Origin of the sequence: Oceanicaulis sp. (assembly GCA_040112665.1) — a bacterium.
Classification (GTDB): domain Bacteria; phylum Pseudomonadota; class Alphaproteobacteria; order Caulobacterales; family Maricaulaceae; genus Oceanicaulis.
In genome coordinates, this window is record CP157796.1 from 1,680,378 (window position 1) to 1,699,257 (window position 18,880).

The 18,880-nt window shown below is 66.6% G+C and carries 18 protein-coding genes and 1 tRNA gene; 9 read left to right on the top strand and 10 right to left on the bottom strand.

Annotated elements, in window-relative coordinates; genetic code table 11:
* Window positions 1–16 precede the first annotated feature (16 nt).
* The gene (locus tag ABL308_08065; GenBank protein ID XBQ14919.1) at window positions 17–691 is read left to right on the top strand and encodes a hypothetical protein; all 675 of its coding nucleotides are present in this window, start codon (window positions 17–19) and stop codon (window positions 689–691) included.
* A gap of 74 nt (window positions 692–765) precedes the next feature.
* Here the strand turns inward: ABL308_08065 and groL are convergent, their stop codons facing one another.
* The gene (gene groL / locus ABL308_08070) at window positions 766–2,397 is read right to left on the bottom strand and encodes a chaperonin GroEL (protein ID XBQ14920.1); all 1,632 of its coding nucleotides are present in this window, start codon (window positions 2,395–2,397) and stop codon (window positions 766–768) included.
* Between the two features lie 57 nt (window positions 2,398–2,454).
* A complete protein-coding gene (groES, locus tag ABL308_08075; protein ID XBQ14921.1) occupies window positions 2,455–2,766 on the bottom strand; it encodes a co-chaperone GroES in 312 nt (103 codons plus the stop codon).
* A 361-nt stretch (window positions 2,767–3,127) separates the two neighbouring features.
* On the opposite strand from groES, the gene ABL308_08080 reads away from it, so the two are divergent.
* The 4 genes from ABL308_08080 (at window position 3,128) to ABL308_08095 (ending at window position 7,010) form a co-directional block, all read left to right on the top strand.
* Window positions 3,128–3,790 carry an OmpA family protein gene (locus ABL308_08080; GenBank protein ID XBQ14922.1) on the top strand — a complete coding sequence of 221 codons (663 nt, stop codon included), beginning with the start codon at window positions 3,128–3,130 and terminating at the stop codon, window positions 3,788–3,790.
* A gap of 139 nt (window positions 3,791–3,929) precedes the next feature.
* Window positions 3,930–5,114: an EAL domain-containing protein gene (locus tag ABL308_08085; GenBank protein XBQ14923.1), complete on the top strand. Its 1,185-nt coding sequence runs from the start codon at window positions 3,930–3,932 to the stop codon at window positions 5,112–5,114.
* A gap of 715 nt (window positions 5,115–5,829) precedes the next feature.
* Entirely contained in the window at window positions 5,830–6,129 is a 300-nt protein-coding gene (locus ABL308_08090; GenBank protein XBQ14924.1) for a helix-turn-helix transcriptional regulator, read from the top strand.
* Between the two features lie 32 nt (window positions 6,130–6,161).
* Window positions 6,162–7,010, top strand: a complete 849-nt coding sequence (locus ABL308_08095; protein XBQ14925.1) for an HAD family hydrolase — start codon at window positions 6,162–6,164, stop codon at window positions 7,008–7,010.
* A gap of 19 nt (window positions 7,011–7,029) precedes the next feature.
* On the opposite strand, the gene ABL308_08100 is transcribed toward ABL308_08095, so the two are convergent.
* The gene (locus ABL308_08100; GenBank protein XBQ14926.1) at window positions 7,030–7,758 is read right to left on the bottom strand and encodes an SIMPL domain-containing protein; all 729 of its coding nucleotides are present in this window, start codon (window positions 7,756–7,758) and stop codon (window positions 7,030–7,032) included.
* A gap of 211 nt (window positions 7,759–7,969) precedes the next feature.
* On the opposite strand from ABL308_08100, the gene ABL308_08105 reads away from it, so the two are divergent.
* Window positions 7,970–8,046 (top strand) — tRNA-Ile (locus ABL308_08105).
* Between the two features lie 18 nt (window positions 8,047–8,064).
* Here ABL308_08105 and ABL308_08110 read toward each other — a convergent pair.
* The 4 genes from ABL308_08110 to ABL308_08125 form a co-directional block, all read right to left on the bottom strand.
* Window positions 8,065–8,634, bottom strand: coding sequence for an alpha-ketoglutarate-dependent dioxygenase AlkB (locus tag ABL308_08110; GenBank protein ID XBQ14927.1), 570 nt, complete (start codon window positions 8,632–8,634; stop codon window positions 8,065–8,067).
* Window position 8,635: 1 nt separating this feature from the next.
* Entirely contained in the window at window positions 8,636–9,382 is a 747-nt protein-coding gene (locus tag ABL308_08115) for a class I SAM-dependent methyltransferase (GenBank protein ID XBQ14928.1), read from the bottom strand.
* Window positions 9,383–9,695: 313 nt separating this feature from the next.
* On the bottom strand, window positions 9,696–11,777 hold the full coding sequence (locus ABL308_08120; protein XBQ14929.1) for a hypothetical protein: 2,082 nt from the start codon (window positions 11,775–11,777) through the stop codon (window positions 9,696–9,698).
* Between the two features lie 74 nt (window positions 11,778–11,851).
* Window positions 11,852–12,712, bottom strand: a complete 861-nt coding sequence (locus ABL308_08125) for an META domain-containing protein (protein ID XBQ14930.1) — start codon at window positions 12,710–12,712, stop codon at window positions 11,852–11,854.
* 195 nt (window positions 12,713–12,907) lie between these two features.
* Between ABL308_08125 and ABL308_08130 the strand changes: the two genes are divergently transcribed.
* On the top strand, window positions 12,908–14,164 hold the full coding sequence (locus ABL308_08130; protein ID XBQ14931.1) for a hypothetical protein: 1,257 nt from the start codon (window positions 12,908–12,910) through the stop codon (window positions 14,162–14,164).
* Between the two features lie 9 nt (window positions 14,165–14,173).
* Window positions 14,174–14,698 carry a DUF4142 domain-containing protein gene (locus ABL308_08135; GenBank protein XBQ14932.1) on the top strand — a complete coding sequence of 175 codons (525 nt, stop codon included), beginning with the start codon at window positions 14,174–14,176 and terminating at the stop codon, window positions 14,696–14,698.
* Between the two features lie 21 nt (window positions 14,699–14,719).
* Here the strand turns inward: ABL308_08135 and ABL308_08140 are convergent, their stop codons facing one another.
* Window positions 14,720–15,691 (bottom strand): glutathione S-transferase family protein, encoded by a 972-nt coding sequence (locus ABL308_08140; protein ID XBQ14933.1) that lies wholly within the window; start codon window positions 15,689–15,691, stop codon window positions 14,720–14,722.
* Window positions 15,692–15,724: 33 nt separating this feature from the next.
* Window positions 15,725–16,561, bottom strand: coding sequence for a pirin family protein (locus ABL308_08145; GenBank protein XBQ14934.1), 837 nt, complete (start codon window positions 16,559–16,561; stop codon window positions 15,725–15,727).
* A 171-nt stretch (window positions 16,562–16,732) separates the two neighbouring features.
* Here ABL308_08145 and rimK point away from each other — a divergent pair, with 171 nt between their 5' ends.
* Window positions 16,733–18,184, top strand: coding sequence for a 30S ribosomal protein S6--L-glutamate ligase (gene rimK / locus ABL308_08150; GenBank protein XBQ14935.1), 1,452 nt, complete (start codon window positions 16,733–16,735; stop codon window positions 18,182–18,184).
* A gap of 65 nt (window positions 18,185–18,249) precedes the next feature.
* On the opposite strand, the gene ABL308_08155 is transcribed toward rimK, so the two are convergent.
* Window positions 18,250–18,768 (bottom strand): fasciclin domain-containing protein, encoded by a 519-nt coding sequence (locus tag ABL308_08155; GenBank protein XBQ14936.1) that lies wholly within the window; start codon window positions 18,766–18,768, stop codon window positions 18,250–18,252.
* Window positions 18,769–18,880: the final 112 nt, after the last annotated feature.

Here is an 18,880-nt window from a genome sequence, read left to right on the forward strand (position 1 = left end):
AGCGCTCGGGGCCGCCATGAAACGCGACGAGATCGAACGGCTGAAACACAACGCCCGGCTGGACGTGCGCATGCCCGATCAACTCAAGGACGAGTTCCTCGCCCGCTGCCGGGAAGAGGGCGTGTCCAGCGGCGCGGTGATCCGGTCGATGGTCGTCGATTATTTGCTGGCCCAACCCCGGCGATGGCCGGACATGACGGTGGGCGTGAAGGAGGCGATCACGAAACGAGCCGAATGGTTGCTGGGCGGCTTGGGCGGGGCGGCGACCGCCGGTCTCGCCGCAGCGGGATTGCTGTTCGCGCCGCTGGCGGGCGCGGAAGATTATGTCGTGGACTTCGACCTCGCCCTTCAGGAGGCGACCGACAACGAGCTTCGGTCCAACCGGATCGAGACCACGGTGCGGCTGACTTCCGGCGAACCGCTCCGCTTCGAGCTGCCCCATGCGCGCAGCGGATCGGCTGCCGAGTTCGCGATCGAGCTGACCGCGTCCCCGTGCGCGCCCGCGCCCGAGCGGGCGTGTCCGGAGAACGGCGTGGCGATCGGCATGGTCATCACGCGGCTTTCAGACGACGTGATCCTGTCTTCACCCCGGCTGATCGTCGCGGCCGGACAGCCCGCGCAGATCGAGGTCGGCCACCAGCCGGGCGTGCAGATCCTGGTGAACCTGCAGGCCGATACGGTCGCAGAGTAATCCGGCGGCGCGAAGCAAAAAGGGCGGCTCGATCGAGCCGCCCTTTCCGTTTCAGCCGTGAGCTGCGGGACTTCTTAGAAGCCCATGCCGCCCATGTCCGGAGCCGCCGGGGCGGGCTCGTTCTTCTTCGGCTTTTCGGCCACGGCCGCTTCGGTCGTGATCATCAGGGCGGCCACCGAGGCGGCGTCCTGAAGCGCGATGCGGGCGACTTTGGCCGGGTCGATGACGCCGGCTTTCACCAGGTCTTCGTAGGTCTCGGTCTGAGCGTTGTAGCCGAAATTGGCGTCGGAGCTGTCGAGCACCTTGCCGACCACGATCGAGCCTTCAACGCCGGCGTTCTCGGCGATCTGACGGATCGGGGCCTGCAGGGCGCGCGCGATGATCGCGATGCCCTGGTCCTGATCGTCGTTGTCGCCGGTCAGGCCTTCGAGCGCCTTGGAGGCCTTGAGCAGGGCGATGCCGCCGCCCGGCACGATGCCTTCCTCGACCGCCGCGCGGGTGGCGTTCAGCGCGTCGTCGACGCGGTCCTTACGCTCTTTCACTTCGATTTCCGAAGCGCCGCCGACCTTGATCACCGCAACACCGCCGGCCAGCTTGGCGAGGCGTTCCTGCAGCTTCTCCTTGTCGTAGTCAGACGAGGTGTCCTCGATCTGACGGCGGATCTGGGAGACGCGGCCTTCGATGGCCTCTTTCTCGCCCGCGCCGTCCACGATCGTGGTGTCGTCCTTGGTGATCGTGACCTTCTTGGCGGTGCCGAGCATGTCGAGGGTGACGTTCTCGAGCTTGATGCCGAGGTCTTCGCTGACGACCTGGCCGCCGGTCAGGACGGCGATGTCTTCCAGCATGGCCTTGCGGCGGTCGCCGAAGCCCGGCGCCTTCACCGCGGCGATCTTCAGGCCGCCGCGCAGCTTGTTGACCACCAGGGTCGCCAGCGCTTCGCCTTCGACGTCTTCAGCGATGATGAGCAGCGGACGGTTGGACTGGACCACCGCTTCGAGCACGGGGAGCATGGCCTGCAGCGAGGAGAGCTTCTTCTCGAACAGCAGGATGTAGGGGTCTTCCAGCTCGGCCTGCATCTTGTCGGCGTCGGTGATGAAGTACGGCGACAGGTAGCCGCGGTCGAACTGCATGCCTTCGACGACTTCGAGCTCGGTTTCGAGGGATTTGGCTTCCTCGACCGTGATCACGCCTTCATTGCCGACTTTCTCCATGGCGCGGGCGATCATCTCGCCGATCTCTTTTTCGCCGTTCGCGGAGATGGTGCCGACCTGGGCGATCTCTTCAGAACCCTTGATCGGGGTGGAGATCGACTTGATGTTCTCGACGACCTTCAGGACGGCCTTGTCGATGCCGCGCTTGAGGTCCATCGGGTTCATGCCCGCGGCGACCGACTTCATGCCTTCGCGGATGATGGCCTGGGCCAGCACGGTGGCGGTGGTGGTGCCGTCGCCGGCTTCGTCGTTGGTGCGCGAAGCGACTTCGCGGACCATCTGGGCGCCCATGTTCTCGAACTTGTCCTCAAGCTCGATTTCCTTGGCGACCGACACGCCGTCCTTGGTGGTGCGCGGGGCGCCGAAGGACTTCTCGATCACCACGTTGCGGCCTTTCGGGCCCAGGGTGACCTTTACGGCGTTGGCGAGGGTGTCCACGCCCTTGAGCATTTTCTCGCGCGCGGAGGCGGAGAATTTGACGTCTTTAGCAGCCATGTTTCGTCTCTCGTTTCAAACGGTTGAACTTTGAAAGGGATCGTCGCCGGGCGCTGATCAAGCGGCCTTCGCGGCGGACTTGCCTTCCAGGATGCCCAGGATGTCGGACTCTTTCATGATCAGGAGTTCCTGACCGTCGACGGTCACTTCGGTACCCGACCACTTGCCGAACAGGATCCGGTCGCCGGCTTTCACGTCCAGCGGACGCACCGTGCCGTCTTCCTTGATGGCGCCGCCGCCGACCGCGACGATTTCGCCTTCCTGCGGCTTCTCCTTGGCGGTGTCGGGAATGATGATCCCGCCCTTGGTCTTGGCTTCTTCCTCGACGCGCTTCACCAGCACGCGATCGTGCAGAGGACGAAAATTCATTGCCGTAGCTCCGTGTCTGAGCGGTTCCGCTCGTTCAGGATTTCATCAGGTTTAGCCGCCGGACGGCGTGTTGGCACTCGCCGGGCCCGGCTGCTAACGAGCGCCGAGGTAAGACTGGGGCGGAAATGCGTCAAGGGGCGGGGGAAGGCCGGAGGCGAAAAAATTTCGCGGTTCCAATCGATCGCCCGAATTCCGCCGCGAAACGCCGCGATCACCCCTGAGCGGAGCGATCCGGCCCGCCTCGCGTTACAGGCCTTCACGACGGGTTCATGCGCCCGCCGTTTAAATGGGTTAAGAAGGGCGGCCGGACGGTTCCGCCATGAAGCGGGTCCGCCGCTTACGTTCACAAGGAGACGCTTTGATGATCCTTCGTTCTCTCACCGCCGCCGCGCTGGCCCTGGGCCTGGCCGCGGCGTGCACCACCACCGACCAGTACGGCAACGTCACGCGCAACAACGCCGGCACCGGCGTTCTTCTGGGTGCGGCCGGCGGGGCCCTGCTCGGCACGCTCGCGGGCGGCGACGACGCGCGCAACGCCGCGGTCGGCGCTGCGGCTGGCGCGGCCCTCGGCGGCGGCGTCGGGGTCTATATGGACCGCCAGGAAGAAGCCTATCGCGAGCGCCTGCGCGGCTCGGGCGTCTCCGTTCGCCGCGTCGGCGACGAGCTCATCCTGACCATGCCCGGCGACATCACCTTCGAGACCGACAGTTCGCGCGTCGCGCCGCGCTTCGATCCGGTGCTGTCTGACGTGGCCGACGTGATGATGACCTACCCGGCCACCTATGTGGACGTGATCGGTCACGCCGACCAGCGCGGCGACGCCAGCTACAACCAGGCGCTTTCCGAACGCCGCGCCAGCGCGGTGGCCGCCGAGCTGATCGCGCGCGGGGTGAACGGCGACCGGTTCTACGTCGCCGGCATGGGTGAGCGTCAGCTGCTCGACCCGGCCAACAACCCCACCGCCTGGGCCGCCAACCGCCGGGTGGAGATCAAGATCTCTCCGCCCCGCCGCGGCACCATGTAATCAGCGCCCTTGCGGCCTGAACGAAGCGGCGCGCTCCATCCGGGGCGCGCCGTTTTCATGTTCACGGTTCGGCAACCTCCCTTAACGCAGGCTATTCTCCACGCGGCGCGTATCGATTCGCGCCTTTGACGGGGGAGCCATGCCGCGCGCGGGCGACATACTGGTGGTGCTCACCTACGCCATGGTGGCCGTGGTGGCCGCGCTCGGATTCGACCGGCTGGGGCTGATGAACACCCAGATGGCCTGGTTGATGGGCGCGCTGGTCTTCCTCATCGCCGGCCAGGTGCACAGCGCCGCGGTGCGGGCGCAGGAAAAATCCCTGTTCGAGGACGAGCTGCACCAGCTCAAGGCCGCCAATCTCTCCATGCTCGAAGAGCTCGAGGCCGCCCAGGCGCGCATCGACGAACTCGCCCAGACCGGAGGCGGCAAGCCCGGAGAGCCGGCCCGGCAGGACGAGACCCTGCTCGCCGAGATCCTCAGCCGGCTCGACAAGGCCAAGGCCGAGCCCGAGCCGGTCGAAATCCGCGCCGACGCCGCCGATATCGTCCGCGACGCGCTCGACGCGAACCGGGTCGATCTCTATCTGCAGCCCGTGGTCGGCCTGCCCCAGCGGCGCACCTATTTCTACGAGGGCTATACGCGCATCCGCGACGCAGAGGGCCAGGTCATCCCGCCCGGCGAGTTTCTGGCCGCCGCCGAGCAGGCCGGACTCATCACCGATGTGGACAATCTGCTGCTGCTGCGCTGCGTTCAGATCGTACGCCGTCTGACCAAGTCCGATCGGCGTGTGGGCGTGTTCTGCAACGTCTCGATCCGCAGCCTGGCCGACGAGGACTTTTTCCCGGCCTTTCTCGATTTCCTGCGCCGCAATTCCGATCTCGCCGGCGCGCTGATCTTCGAGATGCCCCGCGCCGCCTTCGAGGCGCGCTCGGCCGTGGCGGCGCGCAACATGGCGCGCCTTGCCGATTACGGCTTCCGCTTCTCGCTCGACCAGATCAGCGATCTCAATATCGACCTCGCCGAGCTTCAGCGCGCCGGCGTGCGATTCCTGAAAGTCCCCGGCCGGCGCCTGATCGAAGCCGCCCATGGCGGCGAACCGATCGCGGGCCGCGAGCCCGGCGCGGTGCGTCCTGAAGACATGGCCGGACTGTTCGCGCGCTATGGCGTCGATCTGGTCGCCGAGAAGATCGAGGCCGAAGCCACCGTCGTCGAAGTCCTCGATCTCGACATCGCCTACGCCCAGGGCCACCTCTTCGGCGCCCCGCGCCCGGTCCGCGACGACGTCATCACCGCCGCCGACCAGGAGGTGCGGCGGACGGGGTGAGCAGGAAGGAGGAGCGTAAGCGAGAACGCGAACGGTTCTTCGCCAAATGGGCGATGACCAGAGTGTTCCCGTCCGCAAGCCTAATTGACCAAGCCGCCGGTTCCGCTGATTTCCTCGTCACATCGGAGAATTTCGCATTCTACTTAGAATGCACAGAGGTGTTCGTTGATCGCAGTGAGCGAAAACGCGGCTCGTTTTTAAGGCAACGCGAGCGACATGAAGATCGATGGCTCGACGCGGTCCGACTCGAATACGCCTCTCAGGCGGGCCCGCCCATCCGGGCTCAGGTGCTCTTGCCCCCAAGTGACAGACAACTGCCCGATGTTGCATCTACTGTAGCGGAGTTGCTCAAGAAATTGCCTTCGAGCATACCGACCATCTTCGAGACACCAATTCGTTTTAGACTATCTTCGGGAGTGGTGCTTCACGTAAGAGAGAGTGTGGGGACCGAGCCGTGGTCAACTCCACGGGCAGGCTGGATGGTGTCAGACGTCGGCCCGCTAGTGGATAATGTCGTTCGCGAGAAAGCGAGGAAGATCGCTTCTTACTCTCGCTAGCTGCCGATACCGACCCACATTCTGATCATTGCTGACCGCCGCAATCCTTCAAGCAAGATTGTTTTTGACGAAGCCACATTGTCATTTCCCACTCCGCATCGATTATATCTTGTCTCCTATCCTGAGGAAGTGCGAGTGGTGGAGGAGGGGGCCCGGAGATGAGTGACTTGGCTTCGGTGCGCGACTTCCATGACGCCCTTGCGCGCGGCGAGGAAGAGCTGTTGCCCGATGCGGTGGTGGGCCGCCTGCTCGACGGCGAGAGCCCCGTCCGGGTTTGGCGCGAGCATCGCGGCCAGTCGCTGCGCGGTCTCGCCCGCCTTGCGGGGCTCAGCGCGGCCTATCTCAGCGAGATCGAGAGCGGCGTGAAATCGCCGAGCGTCAGAACCCTTCAGGCGCTCGCGACCGCGCTCGGCGTGAGCCTCGACGATCTCGCTCCGGCACCCGCGCCCGCCGGTTGACGCCGCACCAGCCCGGGCCTACGCCCGAGGCCATGACCGACCATCCCCGCCTTTCCGACCTCGCCGCCCAGTATGACGCCGTGCTGTGCGACGTCTGGGGCGTGATCCGCGACGGGCGCAGCCTCGTCCAGCCCGCGCTGGACGCGCTCGAAAAGTACCGCGCCCAGGGCGGAACGGTGGTGCTGGTGTCGAACTCGCCCCGGCGATCGGCCTCGCTGAAGACCCATCTGTCAGAGCTCGGCGGGACGCCTCGGCATTTCGACGAAGCGGTCACCTCGGGCGACGCCATCCATTCGGTGCTCACCGCGCGCGCGCCGGGGCCCGCCTTCAAGCTCGGGCCGGACTGGGACGATCCGCTCTACGAGGGCACCGGGCTGGACTTTGCGCCGCTGAAGGAGGCCGAATTCGTCTCCTGCACCGGCCTGTTCGACTACGAGACCGAGACGCCGGACCAGTACGAAGACCTTCTGCGCGAGGCGCAGCTCAGGCGGTTCGACATGGTCTGCGCCAATCCCGACATCATCGTCCAGGTCGGCGACGAGCTCAGATACTGCGCCGGCGCACTGGCGCAGATGTACGAAAAGATGGGCGGGACGGTCATCCTCGCCGGCAAGCCGCATCCGCCGATCTATGATCTCGCCTACGCCAAGATCGAGGCGATCGGTGGCGAGCCGGCCGACAAGTCCCGCATTCTCGCGATCGGCGACGGGCCGGGCACCGACATCGCCGGCGCCCAGCGCGAAGGCGTGGACGCGCTCTTCATCGCCGGCGGGATCACGTCAGGCCGCTTGCAGGGCGGCTTTTCCGAAGAGCGCGCGCAGGCGCTGCTCGCCGAAGACGGGCTCAGCGCGCGTTTTTGCGCGCCGGGCCTTGTCTGGTGAGCGGCGAGGCCGGGCGGTTCTAGCCTTCGATTTCCCAGCTCGCGCTGACCTGGACCCGAACCGTCAGCTCGCCCGGCGCGACGGGGGTTCTCATGTCCATGCTCTCCATACGCGCCGCCGTCATCACGATCTGGGGCCGCATGCCGCCGCTCTCGGTGAAGCTTTCAAGCCCGACGATGGTGAACCCGGCGGCCTCGGCGTAGAGATCGCGCAGCGCCATCAGCTCGGCGACCGCCCGGCGGCGGGCTTCATCGCGCGCGCCCTCCGCTTCGCTCGAGAGAAACTGCACGCCCTGAAGCGTGTTCGCGCCGGCCTCGAACATGGCGTCGATCACTGCGCCGATATCGCTGATGTCGCGGACCAGGGCGCTGACCTCGTTGCGCGCTTCGTAGCCGGTGATGCGCGCCTCGGAATTGTCGGAGTCCCGATCGGGACGGGCGTAGACCGGATTGACCGACAGGTTCGCGGTCTGAAGATCGCGCTCGGCGATCCCCGCCCGGCGCAGCGCGGCGAAAACCCGGTTCATCGCTTGCGCGTTCGCCCGCACCGCCTCGGCGGCGGTGTCCCCGCGCGTGACCACGCCGGCGGTCGTGCGCGCCTGGTCTGGGGTGAGGCTCACCTCTCCGGTCGCGCTCAGCGACAACAGGGCCGGGCTTTCGGCCGGCGCGGTCTGGGCGAACGCAGACGCGGGCAGGGCCGCAGCAGCGGGCAGGGCGAGGGCGGTGCAAAGCGCGAGCGCGCGGATCATGAAGGCCTCCTTCAAGGCGTAAACCGAATGAAGGATACTGCCCCGGCGAGTGCGGCGAAACTCGGGCCGCGCCCTGACCGCGCCCTGACCGCTTCGTGCCGCTTTGAAGGCTCGTCCCCAGGCGTCGGGAGCCGCAGACATCTGCGCTTGCACCAGACGCTTTGCGCCGCGCGCCGCCCGCGCTAAGAACATCGTCCGCGCCTGACGCGCCGGGCCTGTAGCTCAATTGGTTAGAGCCGGCGGCTCATAACCGCTTGGTTGGGGGTTCGAGTCCCTCCGGGCCCACCAATTCCATAAAACACGCGCCTATAGCGTCACTGTCCGGAAGGTCAGCGACACGCGGCGTTTTCTGGGCTGGCGCATTCCCCCGATCATGTCGGATTTGCGCGCCGGAATCTCGTGCGTCCAGTCATAGCGCGCCTCGCCGGCCAGGATCAGGAGGTTAAGCGGAGCGAGCATCAATGGTCGCCGCTCTCCGCTCCTTCGGTTTCTGAACACCATCTCCGTCCGACCGCCAAGACTGAGCGAAGCGACCGCTGGCCCGAAGCACGGCTCGCAATCGACATGGGCGGAAATGCCTTGCCCGGGAAGATACTCGTTCACGATCACCTGGTCGGGTCGCCGATCAAACTCCGGCAGATCTCCAAAAGCCTCGGCGACGGGAAGAAGCCAGTCCGGCAGCGCGCCGAGCCGCATGTCGCTCGTTACGCGACGCTCGCGATAGTCGTACCGCCAGCCGTAGTGCTGCACGCGCCGTTTCAGATCCGCGCGCCAGGTTGATGTGTCTATCGCTGTGAGAAGTCGGTCACCGGCCTGCTCCGACACGAAGTCGCGAATGAGACGTGCGCCGGGCGGTAAACTCACCGAGTCCGCCATCCTATCGCCTCACCGAATTAAAGACCCAGGTGCTGCAAGACCGGTATTTCGACAAAGCGCTCTCGCTTGCATCGTTGGTGTTGACATGACCATACCCCGACCAGGCGGACCGATAAAACGGAAGCACCTCCACGACTTCGCAGCCCGCCCATTGCGCCGCCGAAGGCGGATCAAATGCGCCGAGATGATGCGGGCTATTCACAAGCGTGACTGCAATCCGACCGCTCAACTTAAGTCGTGAGGCCGCCGCCCGGAGGAACCGGCGCAACAGAACATGATTATCTGTACGACCGTGGACCGACCTTCGCGTGCCCGTGTTCGGGAACTGAAACGCGATCAGCTCCGCCATTGTCGGCAAGTTTCGCTCATTTAGGTTTCGGGCGTCGACGCCGTGCAACACCTTGGCGCCTAGATCGCTCAGTGATCGGGCGTTTGTCCTTCCCTCCAGACAAACGCTGCGCTCGGCTTCAAAGGTTGTCGCTATGATATTCCCGGCGCAACTTTTCGGGTCGCGAGCCAAAGCACGTGCGAAGCTCAGATCGCCTTCACCCACAAAAACGCATTTGCCAATCCGAGTTGCAGCCGAGAAATCGAACGTCCGCCGCTTCTGCTCGAGAAGCACGAAAAGGCGCTCAAGGGCGGCCGCCGCGTCCTCCTTAGCATTCAGTTGACGATTTCCTGCAGTGTGCAAAACAGCCATGTTCGACTTCGCGTGAACATAAACGAAGTCGGCATTCTCACTCATCATGCAGGGGGAGCGGATTTCTTTGCGGCGAATCCGCCGCCGGCGGTGTCTTCAGCTGGGATTAGGCTCCACGGCCTGTGGGATAGGCCCAACATTTTCGCTGCTGGCCGGTCTGGTAAGCACCTCCTCCATCTCCTCCAGCGCTTCAATCAGTGCTTCGGGGTTCGAGAAATGTCCCGTTAAGTCCACCATTTTCTCTAATCCTCGAGCCCTTACGGGCTCTCGGGCGCGGCGCGGTCCCGCTCACCAGGCCGAACTGATCACACTCGGTTCCGCTAACCGCCCTTGCCTTGTGCGCCGGTCGGTCAGCGCCGCTTCATCCGCACCGGTCCAGTGTCGCTTCCGCATACCGGTTCAAGCCCGCGCCGCCGTTCGAGCCGGCGTCGTAGACGAAGCGATAGACTGGCGCGCCAGCGTCGTCTCGATAGATCGCGCCGCGCACCCAGGAGCCGGTGATCCCGCTGACTTCCAGCCGGGGCGGGGTCCAGCCGCCGAGGCAGTACTGAGTGCTGTAGATCGACCCGGTTTCGGCCTCGATGAACAGCGCGGCGAGCGCGCCGGCGCCTGAGGCGAGGTCGGCGGCGACCTGCTGGGAGTCGACCGGGTTGGTGATCACGGGGCCGGGGGTGATCTGGCGGGGGTCGCTCAGCGCGTCGCCTGTGAGCCGCCGCTCCCATAACGTCCCGTCCGAAAGCCGGTAGGCGATGACGAGCGCGCCGGTGGCTTCGAGCCGGGCCAGCGGCAGCACGGCGCCGAAATCGTCCTCGCCGGTGACAGCGCCCCGGGCGATCTCGATCGGTGCGGACGGCGCGCCGCCGGGTTCGAGCGTGGTGAGCCAGACCGTCCCGCCCGTGTCGGCGTAGGCGACCTGCACGGCGCCGCCGGGCACGGCGAGCGCCTGCGGGCCGACGGTGACGTGCGCGGCGGCCGGATCGAGCGGGCGCATCGGCGACCAGGCGCGGTCTTCGGATTGCTCGGTCACATAGAGCCGGTCGCCGAGAAACACCGCGGTGAGGCGGCCGTCGGGGCGGGCGGCGAGGCTCGCCATTTGCGACATCGCCTCGGCTTCTGCGACGGGCCGGTCTGTGGCGATCCAGCGGTCGGGGGTCTCGGGATGGTCGGACGTGGCGAAGACGTGCAGGACGACCTCTTCGGTGATCTGGTGAAGGATGTGCAGCGCGCCGTCCACGAGCCGGGCGTCGACCGCTTCGAGATCGCCGGTGGCCGGGCGGTTCGCGCCGTCGATTTCCGCCCAGCTGCGCCCGCCGTCTTCTGACTTGACGACCATGAACAGATTGTCGGTCTCGGCCGGCTCCATGATCACGTAAAGATCGCCGTTCGAGGCCTCGAACGGCCCGATCCGGCCCGGCGTCTCCACGAACGTGCCGCCGAGATGATTGTCCGGGACGGTCAGGGTCAGGCGTATCGGCGCGTCCGCCGCCGGCGTTCCCGAGGCGTCGACGAGGCGGAAATCGAACACGTCGCCGGCTTCGTTGGTCAGCGCGCCGTCTGCAAAGCGGCGGATCACGATCGGCCAGGCGGTCTCGCCTTCGCCGAACACGGCTTCGCCTTGGGTGGAGACGCGGCTGACGCGCGGCGTCGCCGCTTCGCCTGCGATCTCGACGCTGCGGATCCCGGCGCTTGCGCCCTCGGGAAGGTGAAGGCCCAGCCGTTCCGAGGCGAGCCCGCCTGGACGGGGAAGCTCAAGGACCGCTTCGCCGTCCCCAAGCTCGACCGTGAGGACCCCGTCTTCGCCTTGCACTCCGGCGGTGAGCCACACGCCGCGGGCGATCTCGGCGGTCATTTGCGCGAGGACGCGCGCTGCGCCGTTCTCGACGCGCTCGACCCGGATCGCGCCGGCCTCGGGGTCGAACACGGCGCGCGCGTAATTCTCCGGGCTCTCATAGCCGAACACCAGCGCCGCGCCGGGGCCGGTCTCGGCCAGGCGGAAGACGGCGGCGTAGCTGAAATCATCGAGCGGCCAGAGGGTGTCGTAGAGCGCGAACCCGTCCCCGCCGCGCGCTTGAGCTGACAGCACCCCTCCGTCAGCGCCCTCGAGCGTGGCTGCTCCGATCATCGTCCAGCCCGGGGGTGGCGCGCCGGGGGCGAGACCGCCGAAATCGAGCGTCAGCTCGCGCTGGGGCAGGGGGAAGTCATGAAACTCGACCGCGGTCCAGGCGCCCTCATTACGCCGGTATTGCAGGCTGAGCCCGGCCGTATCGGCCTCGGGCGCAGGAAGGCGCAGGGTGAAGGGGTGGTCGGCCCGCACCGTCACCGACGCGGTCTCATCTCCTGGCGCGGTCGCGCCTGCAGCCACAGGCGCGCCCGCCTGCGGCTCTATTGAACAGGCGGCGAGCATCGCCGCAGCGGACAGAAGCGCAGCGCGCAGGATCGGCATGATCAGCTCCCCCGGTCAACGTCGTGGCGGCCTTATACAGGCTCGCGCCGGGGGTGGCGACGCAAACCGGGACCCTAGCCGCCGCGGCGCGCCTCGATGCTGGCGCCGGGGCCTTGCAGGGTCAGCGCGCCGTCGCCCTCGATCACGATCCGCTCGACCGAATCCAGCGCGTCCAGGAAGCGTTCCTCGATCCGCATCGCGGTTTCAGAGCAGGCCATCTGGGTGGTCTCGGCGGGCTCGATGGTCAGGGTTTCGCCGGTGAGGGCGTAGCCGGCGCGGAAGGTGTTGCAGCCGGTCGACCCGCCCGCGTCGTCTTCAGAGAAGCGGATCGAGGGCGGGGTGTCCGCGCCTTCCACCGTCATGTCGCCGATCGCGGTCACGGTCCATTTGTCGCCGGTCAGAAGCTCGCGCGGCTCGCCGCCGCAGCCCTGAAACGTCTGATCCTGATAGCGCACCTCGACGGTGAAAGGATGGGGCATGCCCGACGCGGCGGTGCAGCGCTCTTCGGTCAGGCGCGCGGTGAAGGGCTCGTCCTGGGCCTGGAAGACGATCCCCTCGCTGGTCTCGCGCGGTTCGGGCGTGCGCAGCCTCACCTGCTGCTGGCCGTAATCGTATTCAAACTGTGTCGTCGACCCGGCCATCTCCAGGATCCAGCCCGGCTCGGTCCCGCGCGCGGTGAAGGGCAGCAGCGCGCGGTCTCCGGACGCCTGCGCGTCGGGCGCTTCCAGCGTGGCTTCGCCGCCAGGCCGGCCCTCGATCGGCAGTTCGGCGGATTCAGCGCCGCTGGCCTCGGTGGAGGCGCGGTCGTTGACGTCCTCTTCCTCGCCGACCGCGAACTCGCCTTCCTGCGGTTCGGTGTCGGCGTACATGTCGTCCTCGCCGCAGGCGGCCGCGAACGGCAGGGCGCAGGCGGCGGCGAAAAGGGCGCGGTTCATGGCGGTGCTCCCGTGTCGGTGTTCGACAGGGACAACACGCGAACTGGCGATGCGTGCCGCCCGCTTCGCCGCGTTTTGCCCAGGCAGCGCGGCGCCTGCCGGAATTTCCCGTAATCGGGAACGGGTCTTTTGACGGAGTGTTCGCTCAGGACCGCGGCGACACCCGGCCGCCCCCTCAGCCCGACGGAGCCCCCAATGGCTTTCAATCCCCTCCAGGAAAATGGCATCCCGCTCGATCGCCAGCTGCGCAGCTGGCAGGAGCTGAACGTCCAGCCCTACGATCCGGACTCCGTGCATCCCTATACCCGCACGCGTGTGATCACGCTGAACGGCGTCGAGGTGGAGAGCGTGATGTTCTCCCACCAGTTCGCCCGGCACACGATCGACACCGGCCTGAAGCAGCAGCTCGCCCAGATCCGCCGGATCGAGCAGCAGCAGCAGAAGGTCGTGAACTGGCTCATTCCAGGGCGGGAGAGCACGCTCGAAAACACGATCGGTTACGAACAAGTGGCCGTCGACCTGACCGCCTGGGTCGCGCGCCATGAAAGCGATCCGTACCTGAAGCAGGTCTACGAATTCGGCCTTCTGGAGGATTTCGACCACCTCTATCGTTACGCCAACCTGCTCGACCTTATGGGCTCGGACCCCTCGAAGATCGTCGGCAACTACACCGAGATCATTCCCGGCCGCCCGACCATTTTCGAGCACCGCGATCCGCACGACGAGATCCGCCGTCCGATGACCGTGGAGGCGAGCGCGTTCCAGTCGATCATGAACGCGATGACCATCGTCGCCGCAGAGCAGCAGACGATGAATTTCTACATGACGGTCGGCAATCGTCCCGAGGATCCGCTCGCGCGCGGGCTCTATCTCGAGATCGCCGAGATCGAGGAGCAGCACGTCAGCCACTACGAGACGATCATGGACCCCTCGACGTCCTGGCTGATGCGCAACGTGCTGCACCAGTATCATGAGTGCTGGATGTACTGGTCTGCGATGGAGGACGAAACCGATCCGCGCATCCGCTCGATCTGGGAGCTCCATCTCGGCATGGAGATCGAGCATTTGCGCCTGGCCTGCGAGGCGATGAAGGCGATCGAGAAGCGCGACCCGGCCGAGTTCCTGCCCGCGAACGGCATGGAGCACGGCGTCACCTTCCACGAGAACAAGGCCTATGTGCGCGACGTGCTGGAAAATCAGGTGGATCTCACCGGCTATGACAGCGCCTTCGTGCCGATCGGCGACCTGCCCGAGGGTCATCGCTATTTCGAGTACCAGGCCAGGGTCAACGACGGCGGCGTGCCGTCCGAACAGGTCGTCGACAAGCGGATCGCCGAGAAGGGCGAGGACTATCGCCTCGAGACCGAAGGCGAACACCCGGTCGCGCCGCTGCGCCGGGACGGAAACCTCGACGATCTCGGATACGGGAAGCATGGGGCCGGCCGGGCCTAGGAGGCGAACATGTCAGACAGCGAACACACCGGACTTCGCGGCGCGATCGATCGCGCCGCCGACGCGATGGGCGGGCTCGCCGGCAAGGGCGCGGCCGGCATGACCACCGGCGGATCGAAATTCGTCGAGCGCGCCGTGAACGGCAACCGCTACGAGCTTCAGGCCGCCGCCATCGCCCTGAAGCGCAGCCGCAGCGAGGCCGTCCGCGCCTTCGCGCAGCGCATGAAGGCCGATCATACGACCGCCCATCACCAGATGGCGTGCACGCTCCAGAGCATTCCCGACGCGCCCGAGCCGCCGGCCGAACTCGACAGCCGGCACGGTCAGATGATCGACCATCTCGAGAAAGCGTCCGACGACGATTTCGACCAGCGCTATCTCGAGCAGCAGGACCTGGCGCACCAGGAAACCGCCGAGCTTCTGGACACCTTCGCCACCCAGGGCGACGACCCCAGGCTCGTCATGTTCGCCAGGGGTACGGTCCCCACCGTGAAGCGCCATCTCGAGCACGTGCGCCGTCTGCGTAACGGCTGATCGCGCGCCGGCGGGCCGGTGTCAGGCGCTCCGCCCGTCGGCGACGTGCACGTGCGGCCCGCGCGGCACGACGCCGCTCGGATTGATCGTGTCGTGGCTCTCGTAATAGTGCCGTTTGGCGTGATCGAGATCGAACAGATCCCCGATCCCGTGTCCGGTGTGCAGGCGCCGCGCGTAGGCCGAGAGCGCCGGAAAATCGATCAGCCGTTTCAGATTGCACTTGAAATGGCCGTGATAGACCGGATCGAACCGCACCAGCGTCGTGTAGAGCCGCCAGTCCGCCTCGGTCAGGGTGTCGCCGAGCAGATAGGGGCGTCCGTCTGACAGCTGGGTCTCCAGCCGGTCGAGGGCCGCGAACAGCGCCGTCACCTCTTCTTCGTAGACGTCCTGCGCGGTGGCGAAGCCGGACTTGTAGACGCCGTTGTTCACGTGTGAATAAATTTCGGCGTTCGCCGCGTCGATCTCCGGGCGGAGGCGCTCGGGATAAAAGTCGCCCTCCGCCGCGCCCACGCCGTCGAACGCTGAATTGAACATTCGGATGATGTCCGCGCTTTCGTTGGACACGATCGTGCCGCGCTGCTTGTCCCACAAGACCGGCACCGTCACGCGGCCGGTATAGTCGGTCTTGGCCGCCAGATAGACCTGATAGAGGAAATCCGCGCCGTGCAGCGGATCGGGGATCACGCCGGGCCCGTCCCTGAACTCCCAGCCGTTATCTTTCATCCGCCAGTGCACGACCGACAGGCCGACCATGTCCTCCAGCCCTTTAAGCCGGCGGAAGACCAGCGTGCGGTGCGCCCACGGGCAGGCGTAGGAGACGTAGAGATGATACCGGCCCGGTTCGGCCTTGAAACCGCCCTCGCCGGTCGGGCCGGGCGCGCCGTCGGCGGTCACCCAGTTGCGGAACACGCTGTCCTGGCGTTTGAACCGGCCGCCTGTGGACTTGGTGTCGTACCATTGGTCACGCCAGACGCCGTCGACGAGCAGGCCCATGGGGTGCTCCTTCGGTTGCGAATAAAAATCGGTTCAGAAGCGGCCCTGTTGGTAGTCCAGCATGGCCTGCCGCACCTCGCCTTCGGTGGTCATCACGAAGGGCCCGCCCCAGAAGATCGGCTCGCCGATGGGCTTGCCGGCGGCCAGCATAACGCGCGCGCCGTCCGGGCCCGCTTCTAGCCGGACCATGCCGCCCCGGCCGTAAACGCCGAGCATGGCTTCTCCGAGCTTTGCGCCGCCGGTGCTGACCGAGCCGGAATGCACGGCGGCGAAGGCGGTCTTCGCATCGTCGATCGGTTCTTCGAACACTGCGCCGGGCGCCATGCGCAGCTCGGCGTATAGGGGTTCGACCGTCACGCCTGTGACCGGGCCCTCGACGCCGATCGAGGTCCTCCCTGCGACGATCTTGGCGACGACGCCGGGCCGTTCGTCGGCGGGCACGGCCGCTTCGCCGTATTCCTGATAGGCGGCCGGTTTCATCTTTTCGGCTTTGGGCAGGTTCACCCAGAGCTGGAAGCCGCTCATCAGCCCGTCTTCCTGCTCGGGCGTTTCGGAATGCACGATGCCGCCCGCCGCGGTCATCCACTGCACCCCGCCCGGTTCGATTACGCCCTCATGGCCCTTGTTGTCGCGATGGCGCATGCGGCCAGCGACCATGTAGGTCACCGTCTCGAAGCCGCGATGGGGGTGGGGCGGGAAGCCCGCGATGTAATCGTCCGGATCGTCGGAGTGGAACTTGTCGAGCATCAGGAACGGGTCGAGCACGCGCAGCTCCGGCGTGCCCAAAAGCCGGGTCAGCTTCACGCCTGCGCCGTCGGAGGTCGGCGTGCCGCGCGTGGTCTTGATGATGGGGCGTTCGGCCTGGCTCATGGGTTCCTCCGCTCGTCTGTGTGTGTAAGCCAAAATCGGTGCTCGGGGCGCGTTTGAACAGGGCGGGGACGCGAAACGCCGCGTTTCCGGTTCGGAAAGGGCGCGTGGACCTTTGCTCCGGCCCGCGCTAGGGCTTGCCGCGCATCGCGCCGACGCTGACGAAGGACTGTCATGACCGAAGACCCGTTCGTTCTGGGCTGGGAAGAGTGGGCCGCCTTTCCCGGGCTCGGCCTTCCCGCCATCAAGGCCAAGGTGGACACCGGCGCGCGCACGAGTGCGCTGCATGCGGTGGCCGTCGAGCCGTTCGGGCCTGAAAGCGCGCCTCAGGTGCGTTTCATCATGCACCCCATCCCCGACCAGCCCGAGGTGGAGGTGATCTGCTCGGCCCCTGCGGTCGACCGCCGCGAGGTGACGAGTTCGAACGGGGAGAGTGAGCTGCGCTGGGTGATCGAGGCGCGGGTCAGGATCGGCGGGCGCGAATGGCCCATCGAGGTGAGCCTCACCAACCGGGAGACCATGCAGTACCGCATGCTTCTGGGGCGCACGGCGATCCGCGACGACATGGTGGTCAATCCCACCCGCTCCTGCGTGCAGGGGCAGCTGAGCTTCGACCTCTACAAGGATTTCCCGCGGAAAAAGCCGGTCAAACGCCCGCTCAGGATCGCGATCCTGACGCGCGAGCCGAAGAACTACTCCTCCCAGCGCCTGAAGGAGGCGGCGGAGAAGCGCGGCCATGTCGCCGAGATGATCAACACCGCCCGGCTGACCATGGCGATCAACGCGATGAACCCGGCGGTCTATCTCGACGGCCGCAAGCTGCCCCGCTACGACGCGGTGATCCCCCGCATCGGCGCCTCGATGACCGATTACGGCATGGCGGTGCTGCGCCAGTTCCGCATGACCGGCGCCTATGTGCTCAACACCGCCGAAGCGATCGGGGCGAGCCGGGACAAGCTCTACGCCCACCAGGTGCTCGCGCGCGCCGGGATCGGCATGCCCACCACCGCGTTCGCCCACTCGCCGAAGGACACGCGCAATCTCATCGAACATGTCGGCGGCGCGCCGCTGGTGGTGAAGCTGCTTGAAAGCACGCAAGGCCGCGGCGTGGTTCTGGCCGAAACGAAAAAGGCCGCCGAGAGCGTTATCGACGCCTTCCGGGGCCTGGACGCGAACTTCATCGTGCAGGAATTCGTCAAGGAGGCGGGCGGGGCGGACATTCGCTGCTTCGTCGTCGGCGGCAAGGTGGTCGCCTCGATGAAGCGTCAGGCGCAGGCCGGCGAGTTCCGCTCCAACCTCCACAGGGGCGGCGAAGCGGTGAAGGTGCGCATCAGCAAGGACGAGCGCGCCGCCGCGGTGAAGGCCGCCCGCGCCATGGGGCTCGCGGTAGCGGGTGTGGATCTGCTGCGCTCGGATTCAGGGCCGAAAGTGCTGGAGGTCAATTCCTCGCCGGGGCTGGAAGGCATCGAGGCGACCAGCGGCAAGGACGTGGCCGGCCTCGTGATCGAGCATATCGAGACCCACGCCCGGGCGGTGTCCCGCCCGCCGGCGCGCCGCAAGGCGAAGGCCGCCGGCGCGGCGGGCGACTCCGAGCCTGAAAAAAAGACCCCGCCGCCCCGGGGATAGGGGGCGGCGGGGCGTAAGGCCGCTGCGGCGTGACAGGGGAACGTCGCAGGACAGGGAGTTCGGCCTTACATGCCGGGGGTGATCACCGCGTCGATCGCGTGGATCACGCCGTTGGACGCGTCGACGTCGGCCAGGACGACCGTCGCGCCGTCCACGGTCACCGTGCCGTCTTCGCCAACGACGATGTTCACCGTGTCGCCCTGAACGGTTTCAAGCTCGTACGTACCCGCCGGGGTCTCGGCGGCGAGGTATTCGCCCGGAACGACGTGGTAGGTCAGGATCGCGGTCAGCGTGTCGCGATTGCCTTCCTCGAGAAGGCTCGCGAGCTGGCCTTCAGGCAGGGCCTCGAAGGCGCTGTTGAGCGGTGCGAAAACCGTGAACGGGCCTTCGCCGGACAGGGTTTCGACCAGACCCGCGGTCTGCACCGCGGTGACCAGGGTGGAGAAGCGCTCGTCGCCCGCGGCGATGTCGACGATCGTCTTGGCTTCGTGCATGTCCGAGCCGTGGTGATCGGCGGCGTAGGCGGGCGCGGCGGCGCCGGCGAAAGCCAGCGCGGTCGAGGCGAAAAGCGTGGTGAAGCGCATGTCGGAACATTCTCCGTAGACTGCGTCGGGGGACCGGCCGGGCGATTCAGCCTGCGGCCGGGCTTCATCGCTCATGAAGCACGCAAGTTTACGGGGCCGCGTGGAAACCGGA